25 protein-coding genes are annotated in these 24,793 nt (G+C 63.6%); 8 read left to right on the forward strand and 17 right to left on the reverse strand.

Annotated features, from left to right (window positions below; all coding sequences use genetic code 11):
• Positions 1-165 precede the first annotated feature (165 nt).
• Entirely contained in the window at positions 166-504 is a 339-nt protein-coding gene (locus U1E20_RS06900) for a P-II family nitrogen regulator (RefSeq protein WP_292532821.1), read from the forward strand.
• Positions 505-614: 110 nt separating this feature from the next.
• Positions 615-2,024, forward strand: coding sequence for a type I glutamate--ammonia ligase (gene glnA, locus U1E20_RS06905; protein ID WP_409979859.1), 1,410 nt, complete (start codon positions 615-617; stop codon positions 2,022-2,024).
• A gap of 266 nt (positions 2,025-2,290) precedes the next feature.
• Here glnA and U1E20_RS06910 read toward each other — a convergent pair whose 3' ends face one another.
• Complete coding sequence (locus tag U1E20_RS06910) at positions 2,291-3,166, reverse strand: class I SAM-dependent methyltransferase (protein ID WP_409980364.1); 876 nt, start codon at positions 3,164-3,166, stop codon at positions 2,291-2,293.
• 912 nt (positions 3,167-4,078) lie between these two features.
• Between U1E20_RS06910 and U1E20_RS06915 the strand changes: the two genes are divergently transcribed.
• Positions 4,079-4,432, forward strand: coding sequence for a polyhydroxyalkanoic acid system family protein (locus U1E20_RS06915; RefSeq protein WP_409979860.1), 354 nt, complete (start codon positions 4,079-4,081; stop codon positions 4,430-4,432).
• Here the strand turns inward: U1E20_RS06915 and U1E20_RS06920 are convergent.
• Genes U1E20_RS06920 through hisC form a run of 3 tightly spaced genes read right to left on the reverse strand, consistent with a single transcriptional unit; the run spans position 4,407 to position 7,199 of the window.
• Positions 4,407-5,102: a methyltransferase domain-containing protein gene (locus U1E20_RS06920; RefSeq protein WP_409979861.1), complete on the reverse strand. Its 696-nt coding sequence runs from the start codon at positions 5,100-5,102 to the stop codon at positions 4,407-4,409. The two genes, U1E20_RS06915 and U1E20_RS06920, sit on opposite strands and share 26 nt — an antisense overlap.
• A gap of 38 nt (positions 5,103-5,140) precedes the next feature.
• Positions 5,141-6,064, reverse strand: coding sequence for a prephenate/arogenate dehydrogenase family protein (locus U1E20_RS06925; RefSeq protein WP_409979862.1), 924 nt, complete (start codon positions 6,062-6,064; stop codon positions 5,141-5,143).
• Entirely contained in the window at positions 6,057-7,199 is a 1,143-nt protein-coding gene (gene hisC / locus U1E20_RS06930; protein WP_409979863.1) for a histidinol-phosphate transaminase, read from the reverse strand. The genes U1E20_RS06925 and hisC overlap by 8 nt, the downstream gene beginning before the upstream one ends.
• A 132-nt stretch (positions 7,200-7,331) precedes the next feature.
• On the opposite strand from hisC, the gene U1E20_RS06935 reads away from it, so the two are divergent.
• Positions 7,332-7,841: a hypothetical protein gene (locus U1E20_RS06935; RefSeq protein WP_409979864.1), complete on the forward strand. Its 510-nt coding sequence runs from the start codon at positions 7,332-7,334 to the stop codon at positions 7,839-7,841.
• A complete protein-coding gene (locus U1E20_RS06940; protein ID WP_409979865.1) occupies positions 7,838-8,263 on the forward strand; it encodes a type II toxin-antitoxin system VapC family toxin in 426 nt (141 codons plus the stop codon). Before U1E20_RS06935 ends, U1E20_RS06940 begins: the two co-directional genes overlap by 4 nt.
• A gap of 4 nt (positions 8,264-8,267) precedes the next feature.
• On the opposite strand, the gene U1E20_RS06945 is transcribed toward U1E20_RS06940, so the two are convergent.
• The 3 genes from U1E20_RS06945 to U1E20_RS06955 are packed head-to-tail and all read right to left on the reverse strand — an operon-like array spanning position 8,268 to position 9,773.
• Complete coding sequence (locus tag U1E20_RS06945) at positions 8,268-9,140, reverse strand: chorismate mutase (RefSeq protein WP_409979866.1); 873 nt, start codon at positions 9,138-9,140, stop codon at positions 8,268-8,270.
• Positions 9,141-9,192: 52 nt separating this feature from the next.
• Positions 9,193-9,534, reverse strand: a complete 342-nt coding sequence (locus tag U1E20_RS06950; protein WP_409979867.1) for a type II toxin-antitoxin system PemK/MazF family toxin — start codon at positions 9,532-9,534, stop codon at positions 9,193-9,195.
• A complete protein-coding gene (locus tag U1E20_RS06955; protein ID WP_409979868.1) occupies positions 9,519-9,773 on the reverse strand; it encodes an antitoxin MazE family protein in 255 nt (84 codons plus the stop codon). The genes U1E20_RS06950 and U1E20_RS06955 overlap by 16 nt, the downstream gene beginning before the upstream one ends.
• 257 nt (positions 9,774-10,030) lie before the next feature.
• Between U1E20_RS06955 and U1E20_RS06960 the strand changes: the two genes are divergently transcribed.
• Positions 10,031-10,735: a L,D-transpeptidase gene (locus U1E20_RS06960; RefSeq protein ID WP_409979869.1), complete on the forward strand. Its 705-nt coding sequence runs from the start codon at positions 10,031-10,033 to the stop codon at positions 10,733-10,735.
• A 264-nt stretch (positions 10,736-10,999) separates the two neighbouring features.
• Here the strand turns inward: U1E20_RS06960 and U1E20_RS06965 are convergent, their stop codons facing one another.
• The 3 genes from U1E20_RS06965 to recN all read right to left on the reverse strand — a co-directional run bounded on the left by U1E20_RS06965 (position 11,000) and on the right by recN (position 14,831).
• The gene (locus tag U1E20_RS06965) at positions 11,000-11,830 is read right to left on the reverse strand and encodes a hypothetical protein (protein WP_409979870.1); all 831 of its coding nucleotides are present in this window, start codon (positions 11,828-11,830) and stop codon (positions 11,000-11,002) included.
• Positions 11,814-12,581 (reverse strand): esterase/lipase family protein, encoded by a 768-nt coding sequence (locus tag U1E20_RS06970; protein WP_409979871.1) that lies wholly within the window; start codon positions 12,579-12,581, stop codon positions 11,814-11,816. Before U1E20_RS06970 ends, U1E20_RS06965 begins: the two co-directional genes overlap by 17 nt.
• A 570-nt stretch (positions 12,582-13,151) precedes the next feature.
• Positions 13,152-14,831: a DNA repair protein RecN gene (recN, locus tag U1E20_RS06975; RefSeq protein ID WP_409979872.1), complete on the reverse strand. Its 1,680-nt coding sequence runs from the start codon at positions 14,829-14,831 to the stop codon at positions 13,152-13,154.
• A 95-nt stretch (positions 14,832-14,926) separates the two neighbouring features.
• Between recN and U1E20_RS06980 the strand changes: the two genes are divergently transcribed.
• Positions 14,927-15,838 (forward strand): alpha/beta hydrolase, encoded by a 912-nt coding sequence (locus U1E20_RS06980; protein ID WP_409979873.1) that lies wholly within the window; start codon positions 14,927-14,929, stop codon positions 15,836-15,838.
• Here U1E20_RS06980 and U1E20_RS06985 read toward each other — a convergent pair.
• The 7 genes from U1E20_RS06985 to murB all read right to left on the reverse strand — a co-directional run bounded on the left by U1E20_RS06985 (position 15,835) and on the right by murB (position 24,221).
• Positions 15,835-16,719: an outer membrane protein assembly factor BamD gene (locus U1E20_RS06985; RefSeq protein WP_409979874.1), complete on the reverse strand. Its 885-nt coding sequence runs from the start codon at positions 16,717-16,719 to the stop codon at positions 15,835-15,837. The two genes, U1E20_RS06980 and U1E20_RS06985, sit on opposite strands and share 4 nt — an antisense overlap.
• Positions 16,720-16,880: 161 nt before the next feature.
• Complete coding sequence (gene lpxC, locus U1E20_RS06990) at positions 16,881-17,750, reverse strand: UDP-3-O-acyl-N-acetylglucosamine deacetylase (protein WP_409980365.1); 870 nt, start codon at positions 17,748-17,750, stop codon at positions 16,881-16,883.
• A 232-nt stretch (positions 17,751-17,982) separates the two neighbouring features.
• Positions 17,983-19,614, reverse strand: a complete 1,632-nt coding sequence (gene ftsZ / locus U1E20_RS06995; RefSeq protein ID WP_409979875.1) for a cell division protein FtsZ — start codon at positions 19,612-19,614, stop codon at positions 17,983-17,985.
• A gap of 151 nt (positions 19,615-19,765) precedes the next feature.
• Positions 19,766-21,076 (reverse strand): cell division protein FtsA, encoded by a 1,311-nt coding sequence (ftsA, locus tag U1E20_RS07000; protein ID WP_409979876.1) that lies wholly within the window; start codon positions 21,074-21,076, stop codon positions 19,766-19,768.
• Positions 21,077-21,080: 4 nt separating this feature from the next.
• Positions 21,081-22,100 (reverse strand): cell division protein FtsQ/DivIB, encoded by a 1,020-nt coding sequence (locus U1E20_RS07005; protein ID WP_409979877.1) that lies wholly within the window; start codon positions 22,098-22,100, stop codon positions 21,081-21,083.
• Positions 22,067-22,990: a D-alanine--D-alanine ligase gene (locus U1E20_RS07010; RefSeq protein WP_409979878.1), complete on the reverse strand. Its 924-nt coding sequence runs from the start codon at positions 22,988-22,990 to the stop codon at positions 22,067-22,069. Before U1E20_RS07010 ends, U1E20_RS07005 begins: the two co-directional genes overlap by 34 nt.
• A gap of 310 nt (positions 22,991-23,300) precedes the next feature.
• On the reverse strand, positions 23,301-24,221 hold the full coding sequence (gene murB, locus U1E20_RS07015; RefSeq protein WP_409979879.1) for a UDP-N-acetylmuramate dehydrogenase: 921 nt from the start codon (positions 24,219-24,221) through the stop codon (positions 23,301-23,303).
• Between the two features lie 300 nt (positions 24,222-24,521).
• Between murB and U1E20_RS07020 the strand changes: the two genes are divergently transcribed.
• Positions 24,522-24,791: a hypothetical protein gene (locus tag U1E20_RS07020; protein ID WP_409979880.1), complete on the forward strand. Its 270-nt coding sequence runs from the start codon at positions 24,522-24,524 to the stop codon at positions 24,789-24,791.
• The last annotated feature ends 2 nt before the right edge of the window (positions 24,792-24,793 follow it).

Consider the following 24,793-nt stretch of genomic DNA (forward strand, 5'->3'; position numbering starts at 1 on the left):
TAATTTATATGCATATCGCACTTCGCTTGGGCGCCAAATCGAATCCGGCGCCGGAACTTTGGCCATGGCGCGACCAACGCGGCAGTGTTAGAAGCTCGGCGGTTCTTCAGCCGAGCCAAAGACGCTAGCGGGGCCGGGGCTTAAGCTAAGCGCGCGGGGGATTTGATGAAAAAGGTCGAGGCGATCATCAAGCCATTCAAGCTCGATGAGGTGAAGGAAGCTCTGCAGGCGGCTGGTCTCCAGGGCATTACCGTCACCGAAGCGAAGGGCTTCGGTCGTCAGAAAGGGCATACGGAACTCTATCGCGGCGCTGAATATGTCGTTGATTTTCTGCCGAAAGTTAAAATCGAGATCGTGCTGGCCGACGACGCCGTAGAACGCGCCGTCGAGGCGATACGCACCGCCGCCCAGACCGGCCGAATTGGCGATGGCAAGATTTTTGTTTCCAACATAGAAGGCGCGATCCGCATCCGCACCGGCGAGACCGGCGCTGACGCCATTTAGCACTGAGCCCCCGCCCCATGAGCTTCCTCGCCAATATTTTCAAACGCTCTGCCGCGCCCAATACGAAATCAGCTAAACAGCAGGATCAGCAAAGAGAGGCATCGAACCAAATGACGACGGCCAAGGACGTACTTAAGCAAATCAAGGATAACGACGTGAAATACGTCGATTTCCGATTTACCGACCCGCGCGGCAAGTGGCAGCACGTTACGTTCGACGTTTCGATCGTCGATGAGGACGCTTTGACCGAAGGCATCATGTTCGACGGCTCGTCGATCGCCGGCTGGAAGGCGATCAATGAATCGGACATGACGCTGGTCCCCGATTTGGAGTCCCTCACCATCGACCCCTTCTTCGCGGCGTCGACGCTTTCGATCGTCTGCGACGTTATCGAGCCGACGACGGGCCAGCCCTATAACCGCGACCCCCGCGGCATCGCCAAAAAGGCGCTCGCCCATATGAAATCCGCCGGCGTCGGCGACACGGCCTATTTCGGCCCGGAAGCCGAGTTCTTCGTCTTCGACGACGTGCGCTTTTCAGTCGAGCCTTACGACACAGGCTTCTCGCTCGACTCGACCGAACTGCCTTCGAACTCCGGCACGGCCTATGAAGGCGGCAACCTCGGCCATCGCGTGCGCACCAAGGGCGGTTACTTCCCGGTGCCGCCGGTCGACTCGGCGCAGGACATGCGCAGCGAGATGCTCGCCGCCATGGCGGCCATGGGCGCCAAGGTCGAGAAGCACCATCACGAAGTCGCCTCGGCGCAACACGAGCTCGGTCTGAAGTTCGAGACGCTCGTCACCATCGCCGACCATCTGCAAATCTACAAATATTGCATCCATCAGGTGGCGCATTCCTACGGCAAGTCGGCGACCTTCATGCCGAAGCCGGTTTACGGCGACAACGGCTCGGGCATGCATGTGCATCAGTCGATCTGGAAGGACGGCAAGCCGGTCTTCGCTGGCGACAAATACGCCGGCCTTTCTCAGGAATGCCTGTGGTATATCGGCGGCATCATCAAGCACGCCAAGGCGCTGAACGCTTTCACCAACCCGTCGACGAATTCCTATAAGCGTCTGGTGCCGGGCTTCGAAGCGCCGGTGCTACTCGCCTATTCGTCGCGCAACCGTTCGGCCTCCTGCCGCATTCCGTTCTCGACGAACCCCAAGGCGAAGCGCGTCGAAGTGCGCTTCCCGGATCCGACGGCCAATCCCTACCTCGCCTTCGCCGCGATGTTGATGGCCGGCCTTGACGGCATCGCCAACAAGATCGATCCCGGCGCGCCGTCGGATAAGGACCTTTACGATCTCCCGCCGGAAGAGTTGAAGGCGATCCCGACGGTCTGCGGCTCATTGCGCGAAGCGCTTGAAAGCCTCAAGGCCGATCACGCCTTCCTGACCGCCGGCGGCGTGTTCAGCGAAGACTTCATCGACTCTTATATCGACCTCAAGATGCAGGACGTGATCCGTTTCGAGATGACGCCGCATCCGGTCGAATTCGACATGTATTACTCCTACTAAGGAGGAGGCCGGCCTTTCCGGCCGGTTGCAACCAAGCGATCCGGGAGGCGATCCTTCGCCTCCCGGTTTTTTTATTGCGCGCCTGTGAGATTATTGAATTCATGTCGCGTCTATTCAGACGCATCGCCAGGGCGCCACGCCCTAGATCACACTGCGTTTAGGCGGAATCGCCTAAACGCAGATAACGTGATCGATTCCAAAAGTTTAGAGCGCGCTCTATGCGAAAAGCCGGTTCCCACTTTTTCGCAGCCTATCCGTTCCAATACTCAGGGCTCCAGCGTAACGAGCCTGCCGTCTTCGGTCTCGACATGGACATAGCGCGGTCCGAACGACCGATAGCGCCCGCTGGCGATCGTCACGAATTCGCAGAGCGGCAGTTCCGCCGCTTCCTCGGCGGGACGGGAAATGTAGAGATCGGCGTGGTAGAGGCCTTCCGCCTCAAGCCCGTGGGTGTCCTTTCCGAGCGCCGCGAGCGTCTCCAGCGTATGTTCGAATTCGCCGCCGTTTCGAAAACGCCGCTGGATGAAAGTGGCGCCGTCCAAATGTTCGGTGACATAGCCATGCTCGCCGAGCGCCTGCGCGACGCCGTCGAAAGGAAACATGCGCAGCACGAAGGAAATCACCCATGGCCGGCGATTCATCTTCGCAAGCAGCTTGCGGAACGTCGCCTCGCCCAAATAACCGATGCAGCCCGTGGAGAGAATGACGTCGGCGCGGGAGACGATGCGCGCGGCGTCCGACGTCAATTCATTTTCTTCCAGGTCGGCGACGACGCCATCCTCGATCAGACCGACGCTTTTGGCGTAACGGATCGCGGGCGCCGAAATGTCGAAGCCGATAAAGCGCGCCAGACCGCGGTCCGGCCAAGCCGCGAAAAAATTGGCGTCGAGCCGCAACAGATCGTCAGAAGATAATTCCACCAACTCCCGCCGGGCGTATCGGCGTCTCAGCGTATCGAAACTGAGCGGAAATCGATGTACCGCGGCATTGATCCCGTAAGAGCAACCGACATCGAGGACGATCGGCCTGTTTCCGCCGGTAGCCTTGGCCGCGAGCACTTGCCGGATGACCGGCTCGGCGACGTCGGGGATCATGTAATCCAAGCCGCCGAGGACAGAATAGTACGACCTTGGATCATCCATTACATAGATTTCGTCGAAATTCGCCTTGGCCGTGTTGATCTCTCCATAGTCGTCGATCACGATTCCAAGCCTCCTCTTATTGCCCGTTGGGAGCGACAACGCTGCATCACAGCGGCGCGCCACGCCGGCGATTCGGGTTCATCATGAAAGATGAACGGCACCTTAACGTTTCAGCGCGAGGAATTCTATGATTTTCGACCCGCGCATCTTCAAATATCCGCGCAATCGATCGTCAAACGACGGGAAATTGAAGCGCAGCCGATCTGACCGCGCAGACGCGCAATCCGGCGCAACATCGCGCTATATGTAAGAAGGCGCGGGTTCAGCAATCGAACCTGTTCTCTCTTCCGAGATCGAGAATTAACATGGGACGATACCTTCTCCCGCTGGCCGTTAGCCTCCTGGCTGCGACGCTCGCCAGCGCCGCGCCACAAATCGAACGGCGACCGACCGTCAGAATCGGCGGCTCAAAAGCGCGCATCGTCCGGAATGCGCCCGCCGCTGCGGCGAACCCCGCCGTTCCCTGGTCCTATGAAGAAGCGCGGAAGCCACTGACTCAGCCGAAAGCGCCAGACGCGGCGTCAAGCGTGAGGACCTTCTCCGGCGACCAAGTCAACGCCATCCCCTTCGCGCAGCCAGGGCAGGCGCTCGAAATCGTTCCGGGCTTAATCGTCGGGAATTGAGACTAAGAGCGATCGCCTTTGCATATGACGCGCCTGTCGTCGGCAAACGCCCGGCGGCTCATGCGTCGTTCGACGCCGACGATCGTCCAGGTTGGGCGCCAGGGCGCGAAATTGACGGCGCAACCTCATCAATCCTGCGGCGCCAATATTCGAGAGATCATCGATCGGCTTCAGCCGCGCCATTTAAACAGGCGCTCGGACGCCTACATTGAGGCCAGTGGAGAAAACCATGCCGAACGCCATCACCATCACCGTGCCGCATAAACTGGGCGTCGAAGCGGCCAAGGCCCGCATTTCGGAACAGCTGACGAAAATGCAGCGCGCCTATGTCGACAAGGTCGCGCATTCTGAAGTCACATGGGCGGGCGATGTCGCGACGGTGCGCGTCGCGGCGCTCGGTCAGACGGCGACGGCGCAGATCGCGGTGCTGAATGATCTATTGCGCATCGATATTCAGCTGCCGTGGGTGCTCGCCGCGCTCTCCGGCAAGGTGCAGCAGGTCATCGCGCGAAACGCCGACGAGGCCTTGCGCCTTGGCCACGGGTCGAAAGACGATTCTAGCGCCGCGCGTAAAACACCGTGAAGCGGTGGCGCTTCCAGCCGATGTCGGCATAGCGGAACCCGGCTTCTTTCAGCCAGGCGATCTGGTCGGCGAAAGTCGCGCTGCGATCGAGTTCGGCGCGCTTCTTCGCCGCCGCGAAATCCTCTTCGGCGATTTCCGAACGACGCACGTCCGCTTCCCAGCGGCGCTGATAGGCATCCTCGATCTCGCTTGTCGCGCCGAGCGACTGGTCGGCGTTGATGAACACGCCGCCGGGCCTCAACGCATCGTGAATCCGGCGAAACAGCCGGCGCTTCGCGTCATCTTCGAGATGGTGGATGGAGAGCGCCGAGACGACCGCGTCGAGCGGCGCAGCAAGCGGCGCGGTCGCATAGTCGGCGGCCGAGAGGCGCAGCCGCGCGCCGTAAATCGCGAGCCTTTCCCGCGCGGCATCGAGCATTTTCGGCGCGAAATCGACGCCTTCGATCCGCGCGCCGGGGAAGCGCTTGAGAATCATTTCCGACAGAAGTCCGGTGCCGACGCCAAGATCGACGCATCGAAATTCATCCGCGCCGACGGCCTCTTCTAAAAGGTCGAGCGCGGTTCCGTAGAAAGCGTCGAAATGCGGAATGAGCTTTCGGCGCAGCCCATCATAGCCGGGAACGGCGCTTTCGAAGGCAGAGCGCAAAGCATCGCGATCGGGTTCGATCATTTGTGATCCTTGCATTGCCTGCGCCTGGTGAGATGCGCTCACCGCCCCTGCCCGCGCCTTCCGAAGTCCGCCGCAGCGGTGTCCTGGCCCTGTTCGACGATCGAGCGCCGAATTTCGCGCGTGCGCGCGAAAAAATCCTCGAGTCCCTGCCCGTCGCCGCGTCTGATCATCCGCTGCAGCGCGCTTAAATCCTCGTTGAACCGCCCGAGCATCTGCAGCACCGCGTCCTTGTTGGCGAGAAAAATATCGCGCCACATGATCGGATCGGAGGCCGCGATGCGGGTGAAATCGCGAAAGCCCGAGGCGGAGAATTTGATCACTTCCGAGCGCGTCTCATCGCCGAAATCATCCGCCGTGCCGACGATATTGTAAGCGATGAGATGCGGCAGATGGCTGGTGAGCGCCAGCACCGCGTCATGATGGGAAACGCTCATCGTCTCGACATTCGCGCCGAGACGCGCCCAGAATTTTGTCAGTGTTTCCACGGCCTCGGCGGCGGCGTTCTCGGGCGGCGTGAGAATGCACCAGCGGTTTTGAAAAAGCGTGGCGAACCCCGCGTCCGGCCCGGAAAACTCCGTGCCTGCGATCGGATGGGCGGGGATGAAGCGCGCGGGTTCGGGAAGATGCGGCGCGCTCTGCGCGACGACCGCCCCCTTTACCGAACCGACGTCGGAAACGACCGCGCCGTCCTTAAGATGTGGCGCGATCGCGCGCGCGACCTCGCCGCAGACGCCGACCGGCGTGCAAATGATGACGAGATCGGCGCCGGCGACGGCTTGCGCATAATCCTGCGTCGCAATGTCGGCAAGGCCGAGTTCGCCGGCGCGTTCGACGACCTGCGGCGACGAATCCGCGACAGCGATATGCCGCGCCGCGCCGAACTGGCGCGCCGCGCGCGCGATCGACGAGCCGATCAGTCCGACGCCGATCAGCGCGAGGCGTTCGCAAATCACTTCAGCCATGCGCGTCCGCTTGCGCGTTTGCTCGCGCGTCTTGTTGCGAAGGCGCGCTCCGCACGAATTCGGCGAGCGCTTCGACGACGCGTTCATTGGCCTCTTGTCCGCCGACGGTGAGCCTCAAGAATTCCGGCATGCCGTAAGCGCCAATGGCGCGCAGCACCAGACCGCGCGAGGTGAGGAAACGGTCGGCGTCGGCGGCCGTCGATCCCGGCGTCTCCGGGAAACGGATGGCGATGAAATTCGCGACGCTCGGCAGAATGTCGAGCCCGAGCGCGGTAATTTCCCTGGTGAGCCACGGCAGCCAGCGCGCATTATGCCCGATCGCCGCGTCGAGATGGGCGCGATCCGACAACGCCGCGATCGCCGCGACCGAACCCGCGCTCGAGACGTTGAAAGGCGAGCGGATTCGATTCAGCGCCTCGATCACATGCGCAGGTCCGTAAGCCCATCCGACGCGCAGTCCGGCAAGTCCGTAGATTTTCGAAAAGGTGCGGGTCATCACGACATTTTCATGCGCATCGACGAGCGCGACGCCCGCTTCGTAACCCTCACGCACGACATATTCGGCATAGGCGGCGTCGATGACGAGCAGCACATGCGAGGGCAGCGAACGCGCCAGCCGAGCAACCTCGCTCGCGGGCAAAAACGTGCCGGTCGGATTGTTCGGATTGGCGAGAAAAACGATTTTGGTTCTCTCGCTCACGCAGCCGAGCAACGCGTCGACGTCCGCGGTGTAATTCGTCTCTAGCGCGACGACGGGCGTTCCGCCGGCGGCGAGCGTGACGATTTTATATTCGAGAAACCCGTATTGGCTGTAGACGCCCTCGTCTCCCGGACTGACGTAAGCGAGCGCCAGCAGCTCCAGAAGATTGTCAGAGCCGGCGCCGGCGATGATCCGATCGGGGTCGAGCCCATAGCGCGCGCCGATCGCCTCGCGCAGGGCGCGCGACGAACCCTCGGGATAAAGCGCAATATGGTCCGCCATGCCGCGGACGGCTTCGACTGCGCGCGGCGACGGTCCGAGCGGCGTCTCATTGGCCGACAATTTGAAAACGCGCGCCGCCCCCGGCGCGGCGCTCTTGCCGGGCACGTAAGCGTCGATCGCGAGAACGCTCGAGCGGGGTGTGGGCTTTGTCATTTGTCTTTTTTCGGCGGCGCAGCGGGAGCGTCCTCTCATAAGCCTTGGCGTAGTGAGCGCAAAGTTTTTCGAGGCGCCCTCGTTGACATACACAGTGTGTGTGTTACAAAACACACACTAACTTTTAGGAGAATGGAAATATCCAAATACGAGCCCTTGACCGCGCATCTGCGCAAACAGCCTTATCGGGAAATCCCATGCCGTTTCGGCGAACTCGAGAAAATTCTCGGGTTCGAACTGCCATCTTCGGCGCGCCAGCACCGGGCCTGGTGGTCGAACAACGGCTCCAACAATGTGATGACCAAGGCGTGGCTGAGCGCCGGCTTCCGCACGCGCGACGTCGATATGGAGAATGAGCGCCTGACCTTCGAACGCGTCGGCCCGCCCGACCCCGAAACGCCGCCCGCCGCGCCCGCGCCGCAACCGCCCGACGATCTCACGCTCATCCAGCGCGTCGTCGCGGCTCTGCGCGGCGATGACGAAGTTCAAGCGCAGAGGCTTCGACGCGCGATTATGGATGCTCTCTCGACCCCAAAAGCCGAATCCGTTCTCGATATTTTTGCGTCCGACTTGCCGGGCGACGCTTTCGAAGGCGTCTTTCCGCCAAGACGCGAAAAAGGCTGGCGCGAGATCGATCTGTGAAATTTCTCATCGACACCAACGTCATCTCGGAGTTGCGCAAGGGAACGCGCGCCGATTCCAATGTCGCCGCCTGGGCGCGATCCGTCGACCCGCACGAACTTGCGACAAGCGTCCTCGTGCTTGCGGAAATTCGGCGGGGCATCGAGCTGAAGCGGCTGAAAGATGCCGACCAGGCCGACAAGCTCGACGCCTGGTTCGCACGGATGCGGGACAAGTTGGAGGACCGCGTCATCCCTGTCGACGAAGCCATCGCCGATCGATGGGCGCGATTGAGCGTTCCCAATCCCTTGCCCTTCGTCGAAGGACTGATGGCGGCGACGGCGCTCGCGCGCGGACTCGTGCTCGTGACGCGCAATACGCGCGACGTTTCTTTTACCGGCGCTGAGCTGCTGGACCCTTTCGAGAGTTCGGACGCTCAGTAGCCAATCAGGGCGCGAAGACGCCGCTGCGGGCGTCGTCGAGTTGAAAGCGCATGGCGTGGCTGCCGATCACGTCGACGCGCGCGCCTTCGACCCCGGCGCCGGCCATCGCTTTGGCGAAGGACTGGGCGCCGGCGTCGCCTGCCGCAGCGACGAGCAGCGCCAGACCTTCGGGATGCGGCGCGCTCGCCAGAATTTCGCCCTTCACCGTCTGAAAGGCCGCCGGCAGCGCGTGGGTCCAGCGGGCGAGGCCGACCGCGTAAAGCGTCACGCCCTGCGCCATCGCCTCGGGCGCCAGCCGCGCGACGACGAACACGGGCAGGCCGGCGGGATGGTTGGGCCGCTCGACGAAAGGCAGGCGCGCGATGATTTTCGGCGTATCCTCGCCGACGAGTCGCATCCACCAGGCGCCGTCGGCGAGGCCGCCCGTCGCGCGCAATATCCCCAGATCGCCGGGCGAGGCGGCGACCGCCTCGATCACCGCGCCGGCGCCGTGATGCGCGACATAGGGCACGGTGAAGCCGAAATGGAAACGCGCCGAGTCGCGGATTTGCGCGTCGCCGCCGGAATCATCCGCATGCACCGAATAATTCGCCTGCACATAGGTGAAGGTCGAGACGATGACCCGCCAGACGCCCTCGACGGCGTCGAGCGGCAGGGTCCCCTCATGGCGCTCGACCAGCGCCCGCATCATCTGCGCCTCGCGATCGGGCCGAAAGGCGCAGCCGCCGCCCTGCGCGCGCTTGGCGGCGATCAGCCGGTCGATGATCTCGCCGCGCTGGATCAGCAGCCGATGCATGTCGCGATCGATGCGGTCGATCTCGCCGCGCAATTCGGCGAGCGTGTCAGCGGCAGGTTTGAGCAAAGGCGCATTCTGCATGGCGCCCTCTCTTAGGCCAGCGGCGGGCGGGAGGCAACGAAAGGCGACGGCCTCACACAATGCAAAGGAAAAGCGCGAGCGCCCGGCTGACGCGCGTCAGCAGCGCTTCGTCAGCCTCGCCGATCACGCCGCCGATTTTCGCCGTCGGCAGGACCGTGAGCTTGTCGATCGCGATCTGCGACGATTCTCGAAGCCCGTTGCGCGCGGAAGGCTGCACGTCGAGGCGAAACAAATCCGCATCGTCGCGCAGCGTCGTGGTCAAGGGACAGACCACGACCGAGGGCAGTTCGACGAAGAGATCGCTTTGAACCACCAGAGCGGGTTGCGGCTTGCCGTAATCGCCGGCGGTCGCGACGACGATGAAGGCGCCGCGCCGCGTCACGCCTCCGGCCATTCATAGACGCTCGCCACGAAACGCATGATCTCGTCGCCGGCGGGATCATGCGCGGCGACGGCGCGCGCCTGCCGATGGCATTTGTCGACGAAATCCGGCGCGCTTCTGTCAGCTACCCAGATTTGCACAGGGCGCAGGCCGGCGGCGCGCATCCTCTGCCGATAGCTCGCCATCCGACTGCGCGGAGAGGCGGGCTTGGAGGGCTTGGAGGGCTTGGCGCGCTTGGGCTTGCGAGGCATGGCGAGGTCCGACTTATCGTAACATGTTACGTTACGCTGGAAGCATTGTCGAGGATTGCAAAACGAAAACGAAAGGGCGCTCGTTCGTGGGTTTGAATTTCGCCCTCGCCGCCACAGAATGACCGGAATTTCCAGTCATAGGCGAGGCTCTTCTCATTCCGAAAACAAACGGCGGCGATCCAAGCTATGCACTGAAGTTCAGCGGATTTACGCCGGACGATTCTTCAGGTCAGGCGACGGGTCATGGGGGCTAGATCATGATCATGGACGATGGGGTCGCCGGTTCCGGCGAACATGAGGAATCTTCGCTCGGGCTTCGATCGACGCGGCTCAACCGGCGCTCGTTTCTGGTCGGCTCCGCCGCCGGTCTCGGCGCGGCCGGGCTCGCCGGCTGCGTGTCGGACGACATGGGCCGCGCCGAGGCGGCGAAGTTCTACGCCGCCGTGCCCAATGAGAAATATCCGATCCCGGCGGTCGACATCGGCAGGCTCCATCCGAAATATTTTCGCAAGATCGTGCGCTACGAGAGCAAGGAAGCGCCGGGCACGATCATCGTCGATCCCGCGAACTATTATGTCTACCGCATCGAGGGCGACGGAAACGCCACCCGCTACGGCGCCAATGTCAGCCGCCCCGGCTTCCTGTGGAGCGGCGAAGTCTATGTCGGGCGCAAGGCCGAATGGCCCACCTGGACGCCGCCGAAAGAGATGATGGCGCGCCAGCCGGAGGCGCGCAAATATGCCGGCGGCATGCCGGGAGGCCTGGAAAACCCTCTCGGCGCCCGCGTTCTCTATCTTTACAAGAACGGCGCCTATACGGTCTATACGATCTACAGCACCAGCGACCCCGACACGATCGGCCAGGGCATCACCAGCGGCTGCACCGGCCTCCTCAGCCAGGACATGCTCGATCTTTATTCGCGAACGCCGGTGAAGACGAAGGTGGTGATGCTGAAGGCGTAGGCGGGGGCGGCGACCCTGGTGCGGGCACCGCCCGATCGCGCGGGCCTGTCGTCGGCAATTTCAATGAAGCCCAACGTGCCTCACTCCTGCACCCAGATTTGCACCGGAAGCTAGCCGAGGGCGCGCTTGCGCTGTGAGGGCAAGCTCATAGACGCGATAATAGTCATCCGCTTCAATGCGGCTTGGCGTTCCGGTTCTTCAGCGGCAGACCACCCAGAGAATCGCGCCCCTTGTAACGGGGCGTCAGCGCCCTCACTCAACGCCTTACAACATAAACCTGTTCTCGGCCAGGAAATCTACGAGCAGTAGGTGTGAGTCGTGATGGTGGCTATCAGGCTTCACAATACTGAAGTGGTCTGAACCAGGAATCCGTTGAGCCCTTCCAAAATACATACCTGCGGATTCCTTCGTTACGACAAGTGTTCTCTTGAAGAATGGCAAGTACTTCCAATGAAGAATGAAGTGGTTTTCTACCGCTTCGATTCCCGATAGTCCGGGAATTTTCTGTTCCTTGACTAGGTCCCTGAAGCGACCATCGAGATCCTCCAACGACCAGCTTCCCCATCTGAGTTGATGTCCCATCGCGTGGGCGAAGTACGTGCCCACAAACGCTAATTTGTCGCCCCATTTCGATCCATACGATGGCGACGCGTAGAGCATCAGACCGACCTTCTTCTCCTTAAACTCCTCCCGATGCTTCTCGAGCAAGTACCGCGTGACAACACCGCCCAGGCTGTGAGCGACAAATACAATATTGGCATATTCCATTACCGGCTTTCGCAAAAGCGAGTCTCTCCGGCGGAGTGCTCTCATCACTTCCTCTGCAGCGTCACCTATCTCGTAAGCACCGCTGTCTAGCGCGGTGTAGAAACCTGCTAAGAATATGTCGAGGTTGGCAGTGCGCGCGTCCAATCTCACCAAGTCCGGCCAGTATGTGCCCGTTCGGCTATTGAGCCAGCACTTCGATGAATCCGACAGCACGCCGTGAAGAAAGACGAGGACGGTAGCCTTTCCGTCCTGCCAAAACCAGGAATTGTTCCCCTGCTTGGTCCTGATCTCGCCAGACAGTTCGGCATCATTAGGCAATTGAGCCATCACCAATTGAGCCCGTAGGGAGTCGATGTTCGAGAATTAACTCTTCAATATTCGTGAGCAGCCGCTGAACACTTACGACTACCAGAGAGCTTCGCGATTCTGGCTTAGCGACTTCGACGTCGGAGGCGTCAAGTGGGACAACCACTGCATCCGCAACGCCTGGGTCCGATCTATCTGGAGCAATCAATAGGCTTTTGGCGGCAGCGAAGGCGAGAGTCGTGATCCCCTTACGTGGCGCTTCGTCTCGATAGAACCTATTTGCATTTTCAAGCGTATGAAGTTCAGCTCCGGTCACTAATCCACCACCAAAGGAACTCCAGAGCGGATGCTGTAAGAAAGACGGCAATGAAACAGGTGTGGCTAGAAAAACAACTGCTACGGTTTGCCCCCAAATAGACCTGTAAGCGGGCGCCCTCATCGTCGCCTTCTGAAGAAGCTCCTTGACTATGACGCCGCCCATTCCGTGCGCGATGAAAACCAACGGACGCGTACCGACCTCGTGTACCGTCAGTAGCTCGAGCAACGCGATGGCATGGTCTCCAATCGTCATGGATTTGCGCCGAAAAATAGAAAGGTTGTACGAGTAGCTGACCACACTGACGCGTGCGGAACGATTGGCTTCAGCAACCCATTCCGGCCAGTAGCCGGAGTTCGAAGACCACGTGGCGCGGGAATCACCGCCAAGCCCGTGGACGAAGACGACGTCGAACAGTGCATGTTGTGTCTGCGAAATGAACGTCAGATCAGGCACGGGCGATAGGCTCTCTGCGCTTTCCTGGAACGCTGCCAATCAACTGCTTCTATGGATCGAAGCATATGGTGAGCATCGCAATAGGTGGTAGAATTCGCCGCGGTAGCGGATCATATGATCAGTTTCATGGAATCAGGCGTCCAGCAATGGACTTATACGCCCAGAGTGCCCGTCAGGCCACGTCCTCGTCGTGGAGGGCCTTGACCGTCTTGAGGGATATTGAAGCGGGGCGCTCTCCCGTAACCGCAAGCGGAGGCATTTCATGAGGTTAACGCTGTTACGAATTTGCATGTCGCCAGCGCCATCCCAAGGAGCAAACACCTAGTTACCTAGGCTCGGCATACCACTCCGAAGGTCTAGGGACAGGGCCGGGCCTATGTTGTCCTCCACGAATGGCATGACTGCAGCCACGCGCAGCTCCCGACCATAGCGATCGGCAAGCCTCTCATTAGCAATTCCCACCAAATGTCGGCGCGGGGGCGCATAACAGCCATGTCGCGAGCCACCCAAAACTTTCCGCTTCTCGACAATGGCGGAACGCAAACGGAGACGCCGCCGAAAAGGCGGCAACTACCCCGCACCCTCCAATAACCTCGCCGCCGCCGCGCGCGCCTCCTCGGTGATCGCGGCGCCCGACAGCATGCGGGCGATTTCCTCGCGGCGCTCGCCTTCGGCCAGCACGGCGACGCTGGTCGCGACGCGCTTCTCCTTGCCCGCCTTGGGCAAAGCGCCCTTGCTGATCCGCAGATGCTGGCCGGCGCGGGCGGCGACCTGGGGCGCGTGGGTGACGGCGAGCACCTGGGCGCGTTTGGCGAGGCGCCCCAATCTCTGGCCGATGGCGTCGGCGACCGCGCCGCCGACGCCGGTGTCGATTTCGTCGAAAACCAGCGTCGGCGCCGAGCCGCGATCGGCGAGCACGACTTTTAGCGCCAGCATGAAGCGCGCGAGCTCGCCGCCCGAGGCGACTTTGGTCAGCGGACCGGGGCGCGAGCCCGGATTGGTCTGCACCCAGAATTCGACGCGGTCGATCCCCTCCGGCCCGGCGGAGTCCGGATCGCTCGTCACCTGCGTCGAAAAATGCGCGCCCTCGAGGCGCAGCGGCTTCAATTCGGCGTCGACCAGCGCATCGAGCCTTTGCGCCGCCTTCTGGCGCGCGAGCGAGAGCGCCAGGGCGGCGGCGTCGAAAGCGCGCTTGGCTTCGGCAAGCGCGCCTGCAAGCGCGACGAGCCGCGCTTCACTCGCGTCGAGCGCCGCGAGATCGTCGGCGAATTTCTCGGCAAGCTTCGTAAGGTCCGCGACCGCGACCTGATGCTTGCGGGCGACGCCGCGCAGCGCGAAGAGCCGCTCCTCGACCCGCTCCAATTCCGCCGGGTCGAATTTTGTCTCAGTGAGCGCCCGCTCCAGCGCCTCTTCGGCAAGACCCAGCGCGTCGACCGCCTGCGTCAACGCGCGGGCCGGCGCGTCCAGCAACTGCGGCGCCTGGGTCAGACGCCGCTCCAAGCGCCGCGCCGCCTGGGCGATGTCGCGCGCCGGCGATCCGTCATTGGCGAAAGCCGAGAGCGCGTCGGAAATATCGGCGGCGACCTTCTCGGCGCGCTGCATGAAAAGGCGCCGCTCGGCGAGCGTCTCTTCCTCGCCCGGCTGCGGCGCGAGTTCCGACAGTTCGGCATGGGCGTGGCGGAGAAAATAGGCGTCGGCGCGCGCCTTGGCGATGCGCGCCTCTTCCTCGGCCAGCGCGCGCCGCGCCGCCTGCCAGGCGCCGTAACGCGCGCGCACGTCGCTCGCCTGCGCCATGAGCCCGCCATGCGCGTCGACCAGCGCGCGATGGGCGCTCGGGTCGACCAGCGCGCGCTCGTCATGCTGGCAGTGAATCTCGACGAGTTCGCGCCCGATGGCGCGCAGCGCCTGCGCCGTCGCCGGCTGATCATTGACGAAGGCGCGGGTGCGCCCGTCCGCCGACTGCACGCGGCGCAGCACCAATTCGTCTTCGCTGGCGAGGCCGAATTCGCGCGCCGCGAGATGGGCGGGATGGTCCGGCGTAAGATCGAAGACCGCCGTCACCTGTCCCTGTTCGCAGCCGGCGCGCACCAGCGACGCGTCGCCGCGACCGCCGAGCGCCAGAACGAAAGCGTCGAGCAGGATCGATTTTCCCGCGCCGGTCTCGCCGGTGAGCGTCGTCAGACCCGGCGCGAAGTCGAGGTCGAGCGCGTCGATCAGCACGATGTCGCGGATAGAGAGACGAACCAGCATGAGGCCCTGCTTAGGGTCCCGGCGCGAGACGCGGCGAATCCATCGCCGCGACGCAGGAACGCGCCGGGATTATAGTCGCGGGCGGGTTTTTCCAAATGGAGAATTTCTTGGCCGATCTCGGCATAAACGACATCCGCGCCTTGCTCGGCGAAAAGCCGAGGCCGGTCGGCTGGGCGGCGCGGCGCGCCCGCATCGAGGAGGTGGGCGAGGCCTGGCCAGCGGCGCCGGATATTTCGTTTGAAGAGGTTTCGATCGACGGCATGGCCGCCGAATGGTCCCGCGCGCCGACGAGTGACGCCTCGCGCGCGCTGCTCTTCTTTCACGGCGGCGGCTATTGCTCAGGCTCTATCGTCAGCCACCGCCGGATGGCGAGCGAGGCCGGACGCGCCGCGCGCGCAAGCGCGCTTGCGATCGACTTCAGGCTCGCGCCGGAACATCCGTTTCCCGCCGCCTATGACGATGCGCTAAAGGCGTGGCGGTTTCTGCGCCAACAGGGATTTGCTGCGCATCAGATCGCAGTTGGCGGCGACAGCGCCGGCGGCGGGCTGACGCTCGCCCTGCTGATGCGCCTGCGCGATCTTAAGGAGGCGCTTCCCGCCTGCGCCTGGCTCGCGTCGCCCTGGGCCGACCTTACGCTCTCCGGCGAAACGCTGACGAACAAGGATGGCGTCGACCCCCTGCTGCACAGGCCCTATCTCGAAGAGCTGGCGCAGGCCTATGTCCCGGCGGGGACTGATCGCCGCGACCCGCGCGTTTCGCCGCTCTTTGGCGATCTTTCCGGCCTGCCGCCGCTCCTGATCCAGGTCGGCTCCAACGAAACGCTGCTCGCCGATTCGACGCGTCTCGCCGCGGCGGCCGGCGCGGCCGACGTCTCCGTCACATTGGAGATCTGGCCGCGCATGATTCACGCGTGGCCTCTATGGAACGCGCGTCTTGAAGAAGGCCGGCGCGCACTGGCGCATGCCGGCGCCTTTATTCATGCATGTTATTCGGCGCGTGACGGCTAAATCGCGTGCAGCGTCTTGCCGACCTTGGAGAGCCAGGAATCGGTGTGTTCATGCGGCTCCAGGCCGTCGCTCTTTAGCAGGGCGTGGGCGTCCTTATACCATTGCGAGTCGGGGTAATTATGCCCGAGGATCGCGGCGGCGGTCTGCGCCTCATTGGTGACGCCCATCGCGAGATAGGCCTCGGTGAGGCGGTAGAGCGCCTCCTCGGTGTGGCGCGTCGTCTGATATTTGCCGAGAACGTCGTGGAAGCGATTGATCGCCGCAGGGTAATTCTTGCGGATGAGATAGAAGCGCCCGACATTCATCTCCTTGGCGGCGAGCTGGTCGCGCGTCACCTGAATCTTGTATCGGGCGTCGTTCACATATTCGGATTTCGGGAATTTCTGGATAAGCTGATTGAAAACGTCCAGCGCCTTCTCGGCCGACTGCTGGTCGCGCATCACGTCCGGCACCTGATTATAAAAGGACATGCCGGCGAGATAATAGACATAGGGCGTGTCGGGCGAATTCGGATAAAGGCCGATATAGCGCTGCGCCGACTGCACCGCGTCGTCATATTTGGGCTGTTCGAACTGAGCGAAGGTGATCATTAGCAGACCCTTGCGGGCCCAATCCGATGACGGATGCTGCTTCTCCAGCTCGCCGAATTTCTTGGCCGCGCCTTCGTAATCCCTCGCCTTCAGCCGCGCCAGGCCGGCGTTATAGAGATCGTCGGGGGGAATGTCGGGCGTGATCTCCGTGGTATATTTGGACCCGCCGCCGCCGAAGAGGCCGAAGCCGCTGGTAATCGAATCCATGAGATCGGCGCGCGCCGGCGCGGCGCCGATCGACAAGGCCGACGCCAAAGCCAACACACTGAATGAACGAGCGAAAATCGCCATTTGTTGCCCCGTTGCGACGCCGTCGGACGCCCGCGCGTCCCGACGCCTTCCAAGCCCGATCAACTAAATCGCGCCGCAGGACGCCCCTGCCCTGCGCCAAAAGCGCGGCGGCGCGCGACGCCTTCGCGGTCGCCTGAAAAAAGAACCTTCATCTGGCGAGATTATGGCGACGGGCGATGGGCCGCTTCCACCGGGATTTCGCCGCGCGCGCGCTCGAATTCCGGCGTCAGGGCGCCCGCGCGCGCCGCGGCTTCGAGCAGCGCGATGTTAAGCGCATGTCCGCCGCGATAGGAGCGGAAGGCGCCAATGATCGGCGCCCCCGCCAGCGCCAGATCGCCGATCACGTCGAGCATCTTGTGGCGGACGCATTCATCGGCGAATCGCAATCCCTGCTGATTGACGGCGCCGCGCGCGTCGAAGACCAGCGTATTGTCGAGATTGGCGCCGAGCGCGAGACCTTCGCGCCATAGCCGCTCCGCATCATGGAGAAAGCCGAAACTGCGGGCGCCGGCCAGTTCGCGCCGGAAATTTTCCGGCGTGAGATCGAGCGACAGCCGCTGCCGGCCGACTGGGCTCGCAAAAGCGATTTCGACATCGAGCCGAAGGCCGGCCGGCGCGGGACGCAGCTCCGCCCAGCCGGCGCCGTCCGAGACCCGTACGGATTTCGCCACGCGCCAGCGTCGGCGCGGCGCGGCGAGCGGGGCGAATCCCGCCTCGTCGATCGCCGAGACGAAGTCCCGGGCCGAGCCGTCCATCGCCGGAACTTCGTCGCCGTCGAGCAGCACGAGCGCATTGTCGACGCCAAGCGCCGCCAGCGCCGCCATGAGATGTTCCACCGTCGAGACGCTGACGCCGCTACCCGCCAGTCGGGTGCGCAGTTTCGATGCGTCGACGCGCGACCAATGCGCCTCGATTTCGGCGCCGCCGACATTGAACACGACGCCGGCGCCGGCGCCGGCGGGGGCGATCGTCAGGCTGGCGCGGCGACCGCCGTGCGCGCCCTCGCCGACAAGCGTCACGCTGCGGCCGATGGTTTGCTGATTCGCTGGCGCGGCGGCGCTGAAAGCAAACGCGTCGCGCCTCGCGCGCGGCGCATGTCGGCGTAAATCGGAGCGAATGGCGCAACCCTCCCTAAAGCCCGGACAAAAGATAGCAAATCCGAGCGCCGACGCTCCAGTCACGGTTTCCTACAGTTTGTTACAAAGCAGGACGCCCAAAAGAAAAGGCCCCCGCGAGGCGGGCCTTTTCATAGCGTTGCGCGGCTCAGTGATTGGCCTGCCGGCGCAGGAAGGCCGGGATTTCCAAATGATCCTCCTCGGCCGAACGCTGCTGCAGGGCGCGACGGCCGTGCGGATCCAGCGCCGCATGTCCGCCTTGCGGCGCCGGGGCGGCCGGACGCTTGCCATATTCGGCGTGCGTCGACGACGGCTGGCCGCCCGGCGCCATGTGCTGGCGCGGCGCAGGCGCCGCAGGGGCGCCATAGAGCGAATCTTCCTGACGGCTGGCGCCGAAAGAAGCGAGACGCTCGAAGAGCGACTTGCGACGATGGTCGCCGCCGCCCATCTGCTGGCGCAGCTGGTCCTGGATCGGCTGGGGAAAATCCTCGATCTGCGGCATGCGAGGCGCGCGCGGCTGCTCCGGCGCCGGCGGCACATAGGCGCCGACCGGCGCGTCGTGGCCGACGGCGTCGTATTGCGGCTCGCCATAGGCGAGGCGAGGCGGCGCCGGCTCGAGATAGACGCCATGAGCGGGCGCCTGCTCGGCGTAATAGCCGGCCGCGGCCGTCGGCTCCTCGGAATGCCGCACGAGCGGCGCCGGCTGGACCGCCGGCGCGGCCTGCTGGGCGCGCGCCTGCTGCAATTGCGCGCGCAAACGCTCGGCGGCCTCGGCGAGACGCGATTCGCTCATCGGATCGTCGACCGTGATCGCGGCGAGATCGATGCCCGTCGCGACGACCGAGACGCGGACCACGCCCTCGAGCGTCGAGTCGAATGTCGCGCCGAGAATGATGTTGGCGTCCTCATCGACCTCCTGGCGAATGCGGCTCGCCGCTTCATCGACCTCGTAAAGCGTCAGATCATGGCCGCCGGTGATCGAGATCAGCAGGCCGCGGGCGCCCTTCATCGACACTTCGTCAAGCAGCGGATTGGCGATCGCCGCCTCGGCCGCGAGATTGGCGCGATTCTCGCCCGTCGCCTCGCCGGTGCCCATCATCGCCTTGCCCATGCCGCGCATGATCGAGCGCACATCGGCGAAGTCGAGGTTGATGAGGCCTTCCTTGACCATCAGATCGGTGACCGACGCCACGCCCGAATAGAGAACCTGATCGGCCATGGCGAAGGCGTCGGCGAAGGTCGTCTTTTCCGTCGCGATGCGGAAAAGATTCTGATTGGGGATGACAATCAGCGTATCGACGCATTTCTGCAGTTCGGAAATGCCCGATTCCGCGATGCGCAGACGGCGCTGGCCTTCGAAATGAAACGGCTTGGTCACGACGCCGACGGTGAGAATGCCCATCTCGCGCGCGATCTGCGCGATCACCGGCGCGGCGCCGGTGCCGGTGCCGCCGCCCATGCCGGCGGTGACGAAGCACATATGCGCGCCGGTCAGATGCTCGCGGATTTCCTCGCGCGCTTCTTCGGCGGCGGCGCGGCCGACCTCGGGCTGAGCGCCGGCGCCGAGCCCTTCGGTCACCTGCAGGCCCATCTGAATGATTCGCTCTGCCGCCGACGAGGCAAGCGCCTGGGCGTCGGTGTTGGCGACAAGAAAATCGACGCCAGAGAGGCCGGAAGAGATCATGTTGTTGACGGCGTTGCAGCCGCCGCCGCCGACGCCGCAAACCATGATGCGGGGCTTCAATTCCCGAAGTTCGGGGGCTTTAAGGTTGATCGTCATCTGCCAGGCCTCTCACCATTGCATTCGCGACTCGGCGACCGTTGTCCTTAGCCATTGGACGCCCGGTCGCCGAACGCGTCGTCCTCGGCAATCATTCTCGGCGCGTCGCTGTCGAACGGCGCCGGATCGAAAGAATCACTCACACGCGATACTAGAAGCTTTCTCTTAACCATCTCCCTACGCGCGAGATGTATCCGTCGGTTCCCGTCGCCGCGCGCTCGATCCGCCGCGGCTCGAAATATTCATGGCCGGCGACCTGCGGATAGATGAGCAGTCCGGCGGCGGCCGCGAAGGCGGGGCTCCTGGCCGACTCCGGCAGCCCTTCGACGCCGATCGGACGACCGACCCGAACCTGTCCGCCGAGAATGCGGCGCGCCGCCTCGGCGACGCCGGTAAGCTGGCTCGCGCCGCCGGTCAGCACGATGCGCCGGCCTGGGCCGCTTGGATGGCCGGCTTTCGCCAGGCGGTCGCGCAGGAATTCGAGCGTTTCCTCGACCCGCGGGCGGATGATGCGCACGAGATGGGATTTTGGCGCATGCGCCTTGTGATCGTTCTCGCCGACGTGATCGAAGGAGATGGTTTCGCGCTCGTCGGAGGTGGAAGCGATCGCAGAGCCGTGAAAGGTCTTCAGCCGCTCGGCGTCGGAAAGGCGCGCGTCGAGGCCGCGCGCGATGTCCATCGTGACGTGGCCGCCGCCAAGAGCGACAGCGTCGAGATGAATCATCTCGCCTCTTTCGAAGACGGCGACGGACGTGGAGCCGGCGCCCATGTCGATGACGACGACGCCCATCTCGGCCTCGTCGGGTTCGAGCGTCGAGAGGCCGGCGACATAGGGCGCGGCGGCCATCGCCTCGACGCCGAGATGCGTGCGCTCCACCGCGAGGATCAGATTGCGCGCCGCCGCCTGATCGCAGGTCGCGACATGCAGATCGACTCCCAGTTCCTCGCCGATCATGTTCTTGGGTTCGCGGATCCCCGAAACGCCATCGAGCGAGAAGCCCATCGGCAGCGAGTGCACGGCGATGCGGCCCCGATTGAGGTGATGCGCCGCCGAGGCTTCGAGAACGCGATGGATGTCGTGTTCGGCGACCTCGCGGCCGCCGATGACGCGTTTCGCCTGAAAATGCTGCGACGACAATCGTCCGCCGGCGGCGGTGACGATCACGCGATCCGCCTGAATGCCGGCCATGCGCTCGGCGGCGTCGACAGTCTGTCGAATGGCGGCGTCGGCGGCGTCCATGTCGACGACAAGGCCGTTCTTCACGCCGAGCGAGCGCTGGTGGCCGATGCCGACGACGCGAATGCGATGGGTGCGCCAGTCGCCAGGCGCGACCGCGCCAAGCGGCGTCAGCCGCGCGATGAGGCAGGCGATCTTCGATGTGCCGACGTCGAGCGCGACGAAAGTCGCCGAGCGACGCGGCGACAGCGGCTTCATGCGCGGCGGGACGATGGGCGAGATCATGCTGCTAACCACCACTCTTTGACGACTTGTGCGGCGCGAGCTGCGCTTCGCGCGCCGCGGCCGCTTCTTCCGTGAGCCGGACGCCGATCCGATCGGGAAGGCGCAAGTCGATCGACATCACGTCCTTGTCGAGAATCCGCGCCTCTCGCTGCAGGCGCGCAAGCGTGTCCAGCGCGCCGAACGGATCCAGCTCCGGCAGCTTCACAGTGACGCCATTGGTCATATCGAGGTTCCAGCGGCGGCCGGCGACGAGCACGCCGGCCTTGATCCGATGCGCGAGATCGCCCGCCCTCCCCAGCAGCATGTGAAATTCGAGCAAGCGCTTCTGCGCGCCCTCGCCGACGACAAAGGGCAGGCCGAGATAGCGCTCGTCGCGCAATTCATCGATCGGCACGCCGTCTTCGGAAATGACCGCGACGCGTCCGTCGCGCTGCCAGAGCGCGCTCGGCTGCCGCTCTTCGATCGCGATCACCAGACGATCCGGGTAGAGCTTCATGACCCGCACGGATTTGACGAGCGGAACCTGCATCAGCCGCTCGCGCACCGCCGTCGCATCGAGGAAGGGCAAGGAGTTTCGCGGACCGACGCCCGCCGCGTCGAGCAGTTCGCGCTCGCGCAAACGCGACTGGCCGGTGATGGTGACGGCGGAAATCGGAAAGCCGGCGGCGCGGGCCGCGATGTCATAGAGTTCGCCGTCGCTCGCGACGAGCGCGGCATAGCCGCCGTTCTCGACGAAGCCGGCCGCGCCGACAAGGCCGAACAGCGCCAGCACCGCCAGCGTGCCGACGCCGGGACGGCCGAGGAAGGCGAAGCGCGAGGCAAGGCTCTTGCCGCGACCCTTGCGCGCCGGCGCGCGCGGCGGGACCGCCGCAGCGGGAGCGGCGGCGGTCGCCGGCGGGGCGGGCGCGACGGCGGCCGCAGTCGCGAAGGCGTAAGGAGCTCCCGCGGAAACGATCGGGACGAGCGAATCCCGAGCCGTAAACGACTCCTTTATCGATCGCAGGAAGCGTCTTCCACCATCCATTTGACCAGCTCGCCGAACGAAAAACCTGCGTATGCCGCCATTTCTGGCACGAGCGAGGTCTCCGTCATTCCCGGCTGGGTGTTCACCTCCAATACGACGAGCTCGCCCGTACCTCCGGGGCGGTCGTCGTATCGGAAGTCCGCGCGGCTCACGCCGCGACAGCCGAGAGCTCGATGAGCCTCAAGGGCCAAATGTTGGACCTCTTGGTAAATATTCTGTTTAAGATTCGCCGGAAGAACGTGTTTCGAACCGCCTTTAGCGTATTTGGCGTGATAGTCGTACCAGCCGCCGTCGGCGGCGAGAATTTCGATCACGTCCAGCGCCCTGTCGTTCATGACGGCGCAGGTGAGTTCGCGGCCGGCGATGAACTGCTCGGCCAGCATCATGTCGCCATGCGTCCAATCCTCGCGCCACAATTCCTGCGGCGGATGCTCCTGCCCCTCATTGACGATGAACACGCCGAAGGATGAGCCTTCTGATATGGGCTTGAGCACATAGGGAAGCGGCAGCGCATGCGCCTTGGCGGCCTCCAGCCGGTGCAGGACGCGCCCTTTCGGAACCGGAACGCCCGCGGCCGCCATGACCGTCTTGGCCACGTCCTTTTTCATCGCCACCGAAGACGCGAGCACGCCGGAATGCGTATAGGGGATGCGCAGCAGCTCCAATACGCCCTGAATGCAGCCGTCCTCGCCGAACCTGCCGTGAAGCGCATTGAAGGCGACGTCGGGCTTAAGCGCCGCGAGGACATTCGCCACGTCATGTCCGGCGTCGACACGCGTCACCTTGAACCCTTGGTCTTCGAGGGCCTTCGCGCAGGCTTCGCCCGAGCGCAGAGAGATTTCACGCTCGGCGGAGAGCCCGCCCATCAGAACGGCGACATGTTTGGTCATGTTGGTCTCGGATTGAGAAGAAAGAGCTAAAGATCGCGGTAGGCGGCTTCGTCAGCGTCAAAAGCCCATTCGGTGAATGTGGCGAAAGGGCAGGCGTCATCGCTTTGAGCGTCGGTCTTCGCGAGGCCTCGATCTTTGGTCGAAGGACGTTCCTTGACTCGTTGATCGTCGCCGCGCTTCGATCTCGCCGCCATTTCTTGGGCGTCCAGCCCGGTCGGCGATTTTTGGCGACGCTTCATGACTTCGGTCTCCCTAAGCGTCCAGGCTAAGGTCTCGGCGCCGACCATGCAATTTCGCCGTTTCCTTCTTCTCAAGCGACGCCGATCCGCTTGATCTCCCAATGCAGTTCGACGCCGCTCGCCTGAAGCACGCGCCGGCGCACTTCCTCTCCGAGCGCCTCGATGTCGGCGGCGGTCGCGCGCCCGCGGTTAATGAGGAAATTGCAGTGCATTTCGCTGACCTGTGCGTCGCCGACGACGAGGCCGCGGCAGCCGGCGGCGTCGATCAACTGCCACGCCTTGTGGCCTTCAGGATTCTTGAAGGTCGAGCCACCGGTTTTTTCCCTGATTGGCTGCGAGGCTTCGCGCGCGGCGGTGATGCGCTCCATCTCGGCGAGAATCGTCGCCGGATCGCCGGGACGGCCCTGATAGAGCGCCTGAGTGAAAATCACATCGTCCGGCGCCGAGCAGTGGCGATAGGAATAGCCGAGATCCGCGTTGGAAAAAACGTTGATGTCGCCGCTGCGGTAGACGCCGCGCGCTTCGATCAGCGCATCCCTGGTTTCGCCGCCATGCGCGCCGGCGTTCATCCGCAACGCGCCGCCGATCGCGCCGGGGATGCCACGATAGAAGGCGAGGCCGTCGATCCCCGCTTCGGCGGCGGCGCGCGCCGCCTTCACGTCGGGAACCGCGGCGCCGACCCGCAGTCGGCAGCCGTCCTCAACGACGATCTCGCCAAAACCTTTGGCCGAAAGCCGGATGACGACGCCTTCGACGCCGCCGTCGCGCACGATGAGATTGGAGCCGAGCCCGACGACGGTCGCTGGAATCTTACTCGGCAGATGGGCAAGAAAATAGGCGAGATCAGCTTCGTCGGCCGGCATGAAGAGAATCTGCGCCGGCCCGCCGACGCGAAACCAGGTGAGAGGCGCGAGCGGCTCGTTGGCGGCGACGCGTCCGCGCAATTGCGGCATGGCGGCGGCGATATCGGCGGAAATATCGGGGAAGGTCATAAGCGTCCAGAAACAGGTTGAAGTTGCGCGCGGCGTCCGCCGTTTGGCGTCTCCTCGCGCGTGCCCTTCTCCCATAAGCGGGGGAGAATGGAAATGTCGCCGACGCGTTGCTTAGACCTGAAAGCCTTAAGAATTTGCGCGCCATCGCGACTCGCGCCCTTACGATCAATCGCTCTGCGCCGTCAAAGACGCCATAGCCTCGTCAGGCGCGATCCGAAATGCGCGCGCAACACGACAAGGATCGTCACGCAGGCGCCGGGCGCTACATGAATGTTAAAGGCAGAGGTCGGGAGACGCTTCATGTCCCAAGGCATTCGATTCACCGGCGCTTATGACGTTTCCGCTTTGCCGGCGCTTATCCCGGGGAACTGGTATATCGGCTTCGCCTGCAAAAAGTGCCGCCAGCACTTCGCCATTCTCAACGAACCGACCGGCACGGGCGCGCTCGACATATCGGGGACGGCGTCATTCAGCGCGACCTGCCCGAACTGCGATGCGAGCGGCGACTATTCGGCGACCGAACTCGTTCAGTTTCAAGCCGCCCAGGGAGGTCCGTCGTCAACCGCTTGATT

Origin of the sequence: Methylocystis sp., from assembly GCF_046349115.1 — a bacterium.
Classification (GTDB): domain Bacteria; phylum Pseudomonadota; class Alphaproteobacteria; order Rhizobiales; family Beijerinckiaceae; genus Methylocystis.

Coding starts and splice junctions, on each gene's coding strand:
- U1E20_RS06900 (WP_292532821.1), top strand. CDS start 166: ATGAAAAAGGTCGAGGCGATCATCAAGCCATTCAAGCTCGATGAGGTG.
- glnA (WP_409979859.1), top strand. CDS start 615: ATGACGACGGCCAAGGACGTACTTAAGCAAATCAAGGATAACGACGTG.
- U1E20_RS06910 (WP_409980364.1), bottom strand. CDS start 3,166: ATGGATGATCCAAGGTCGTACTATTCTGTCCTCGGCGGCTTGGATTAC.
- U1E20_RS06915 (WP_409979860.1), top strand. CDS start 4,079: ATGCCGAACGCCATCACCATCACCGTGCCGCATAAACTGGGCGTCGAA.
- U1E20_RS06920 (WP_409979861.1), bottom strand. CDS start 5,102: ATGATCGAACCCGATCGCGATGCTTTGCGCTCTGCCTTCGAAAGCGCC.
- U1E20_RS06925 (WP_409979862.1), bottom strand. CDS start 6,064: ATGGCTGAAGTGATTTGCGAACGCCTCGCGCTGATCGGCGTCGGACTG.
- hisC (WP_409979863.1), bottom strand. CDS start 7,199: ATGACAAAGCCCACACCCCGCTCGAGCGTTCTCGCGATCGACGCTTAC.
- U1E20_RS06935 (WP_409979864.1), top strand. CDS start 7,332: ATGGAAATATCCAAATACGAGCCCTTGACCGCGCATCTGCGCAAACAG.
- U1E20_RS06945 (WP_409979866.1), bottom strand. CDS start 9,140: ATGCAGAATGCGCCTTTGCTCAAACCTGCCGCTGACACGCTCGCCGAA.
- U1E20_RS06950 (WP_409979867.1), bottom strand. CDS start 9,534: ATGGCCGGAGGCGTGACGCGGCGCGGCGCCTTCATCGTCGTCGCGACC.
- U1E20_RS06955 (WP_409979868.1), bottom strand. CDS start 9,773: ATGCCTCGCAAGCCCAAGCGCGCCAAGCCCTCCAAGCCCTCCAAGCCC.
- U1E20_RS06960 (WP_409979869.1), top strand. CDS start 10,031: ATGATCATGGACGATGGGGTCGCCGGTTCCGGCGAACATGAGGAATCT.
- U1E20_RS06965 (WP_409979870.1), bottom strand. CDS start 11,830: ATGGCTCAATTGCCTAATGATGCCGAACTGTCTGGCGAGATCAGGACC.
- recN (WP_409979872.1), bottom strand. CDS start 14,831: ATGCTGGTTCGTCTCTCTATCCGCGACATCGTGCTGATCGACGCGCTC.
- U1E20_RS06980 (WP_409979873.1), top strand. CDS start 14,927: ATGGAGAATTTCTTGGCCGATCTCGGCATAAACGACATCCGCGCCTTG.
- U1E20_RS06985 (WP_409979874.1), bottom strand. CDS start 16,719: ATGGCGATTTTCGCTCGTTCATTCAGTGTGTTGGCTTTGGCGTCGGCC.
- ftsZ (WP_409979875.1), bottom strand. CDS start 19,614: ATGACGATCAACCTTAAAGCCCCCGAACTTCGGGAATTGAAGCCCCGC.
- ftsA (WP_409979876.1), bottom strand. CDS start 21,076: ATGATCTCGCCCATCGTCCCGCCGCGCATGAAGCCGCTGTCGCCGCGT.
- U1E20_RS07005 (WP_409979877.1), bottom strand. CDS start 22,100: ATGGATGGTGGAAGACGCTTCCTGCGATCGATAAAGGAGTCGTTTACG.
- U1E20_RS07010 (WP_409979878.1), bottom strand. CDS start 22,990: ATGACCAAACATGTCGCCGTTCTGATGGGCGGGCTCTCCGCCGAGCGT.
- murB (WP_409979879.1), bottom strand. CDS start 24,221: ATGACCTTCCCCGATATTTCCGCCGATATCGCCGCCGCCATGCCGCAA.
- U1E20_RS07020 (WP_409979880.1), top strand. CDS start 24,522: ATGTCCCAAGGCATTCGATTCACCGGCGCTTATGACGTTTCCGCTTTG.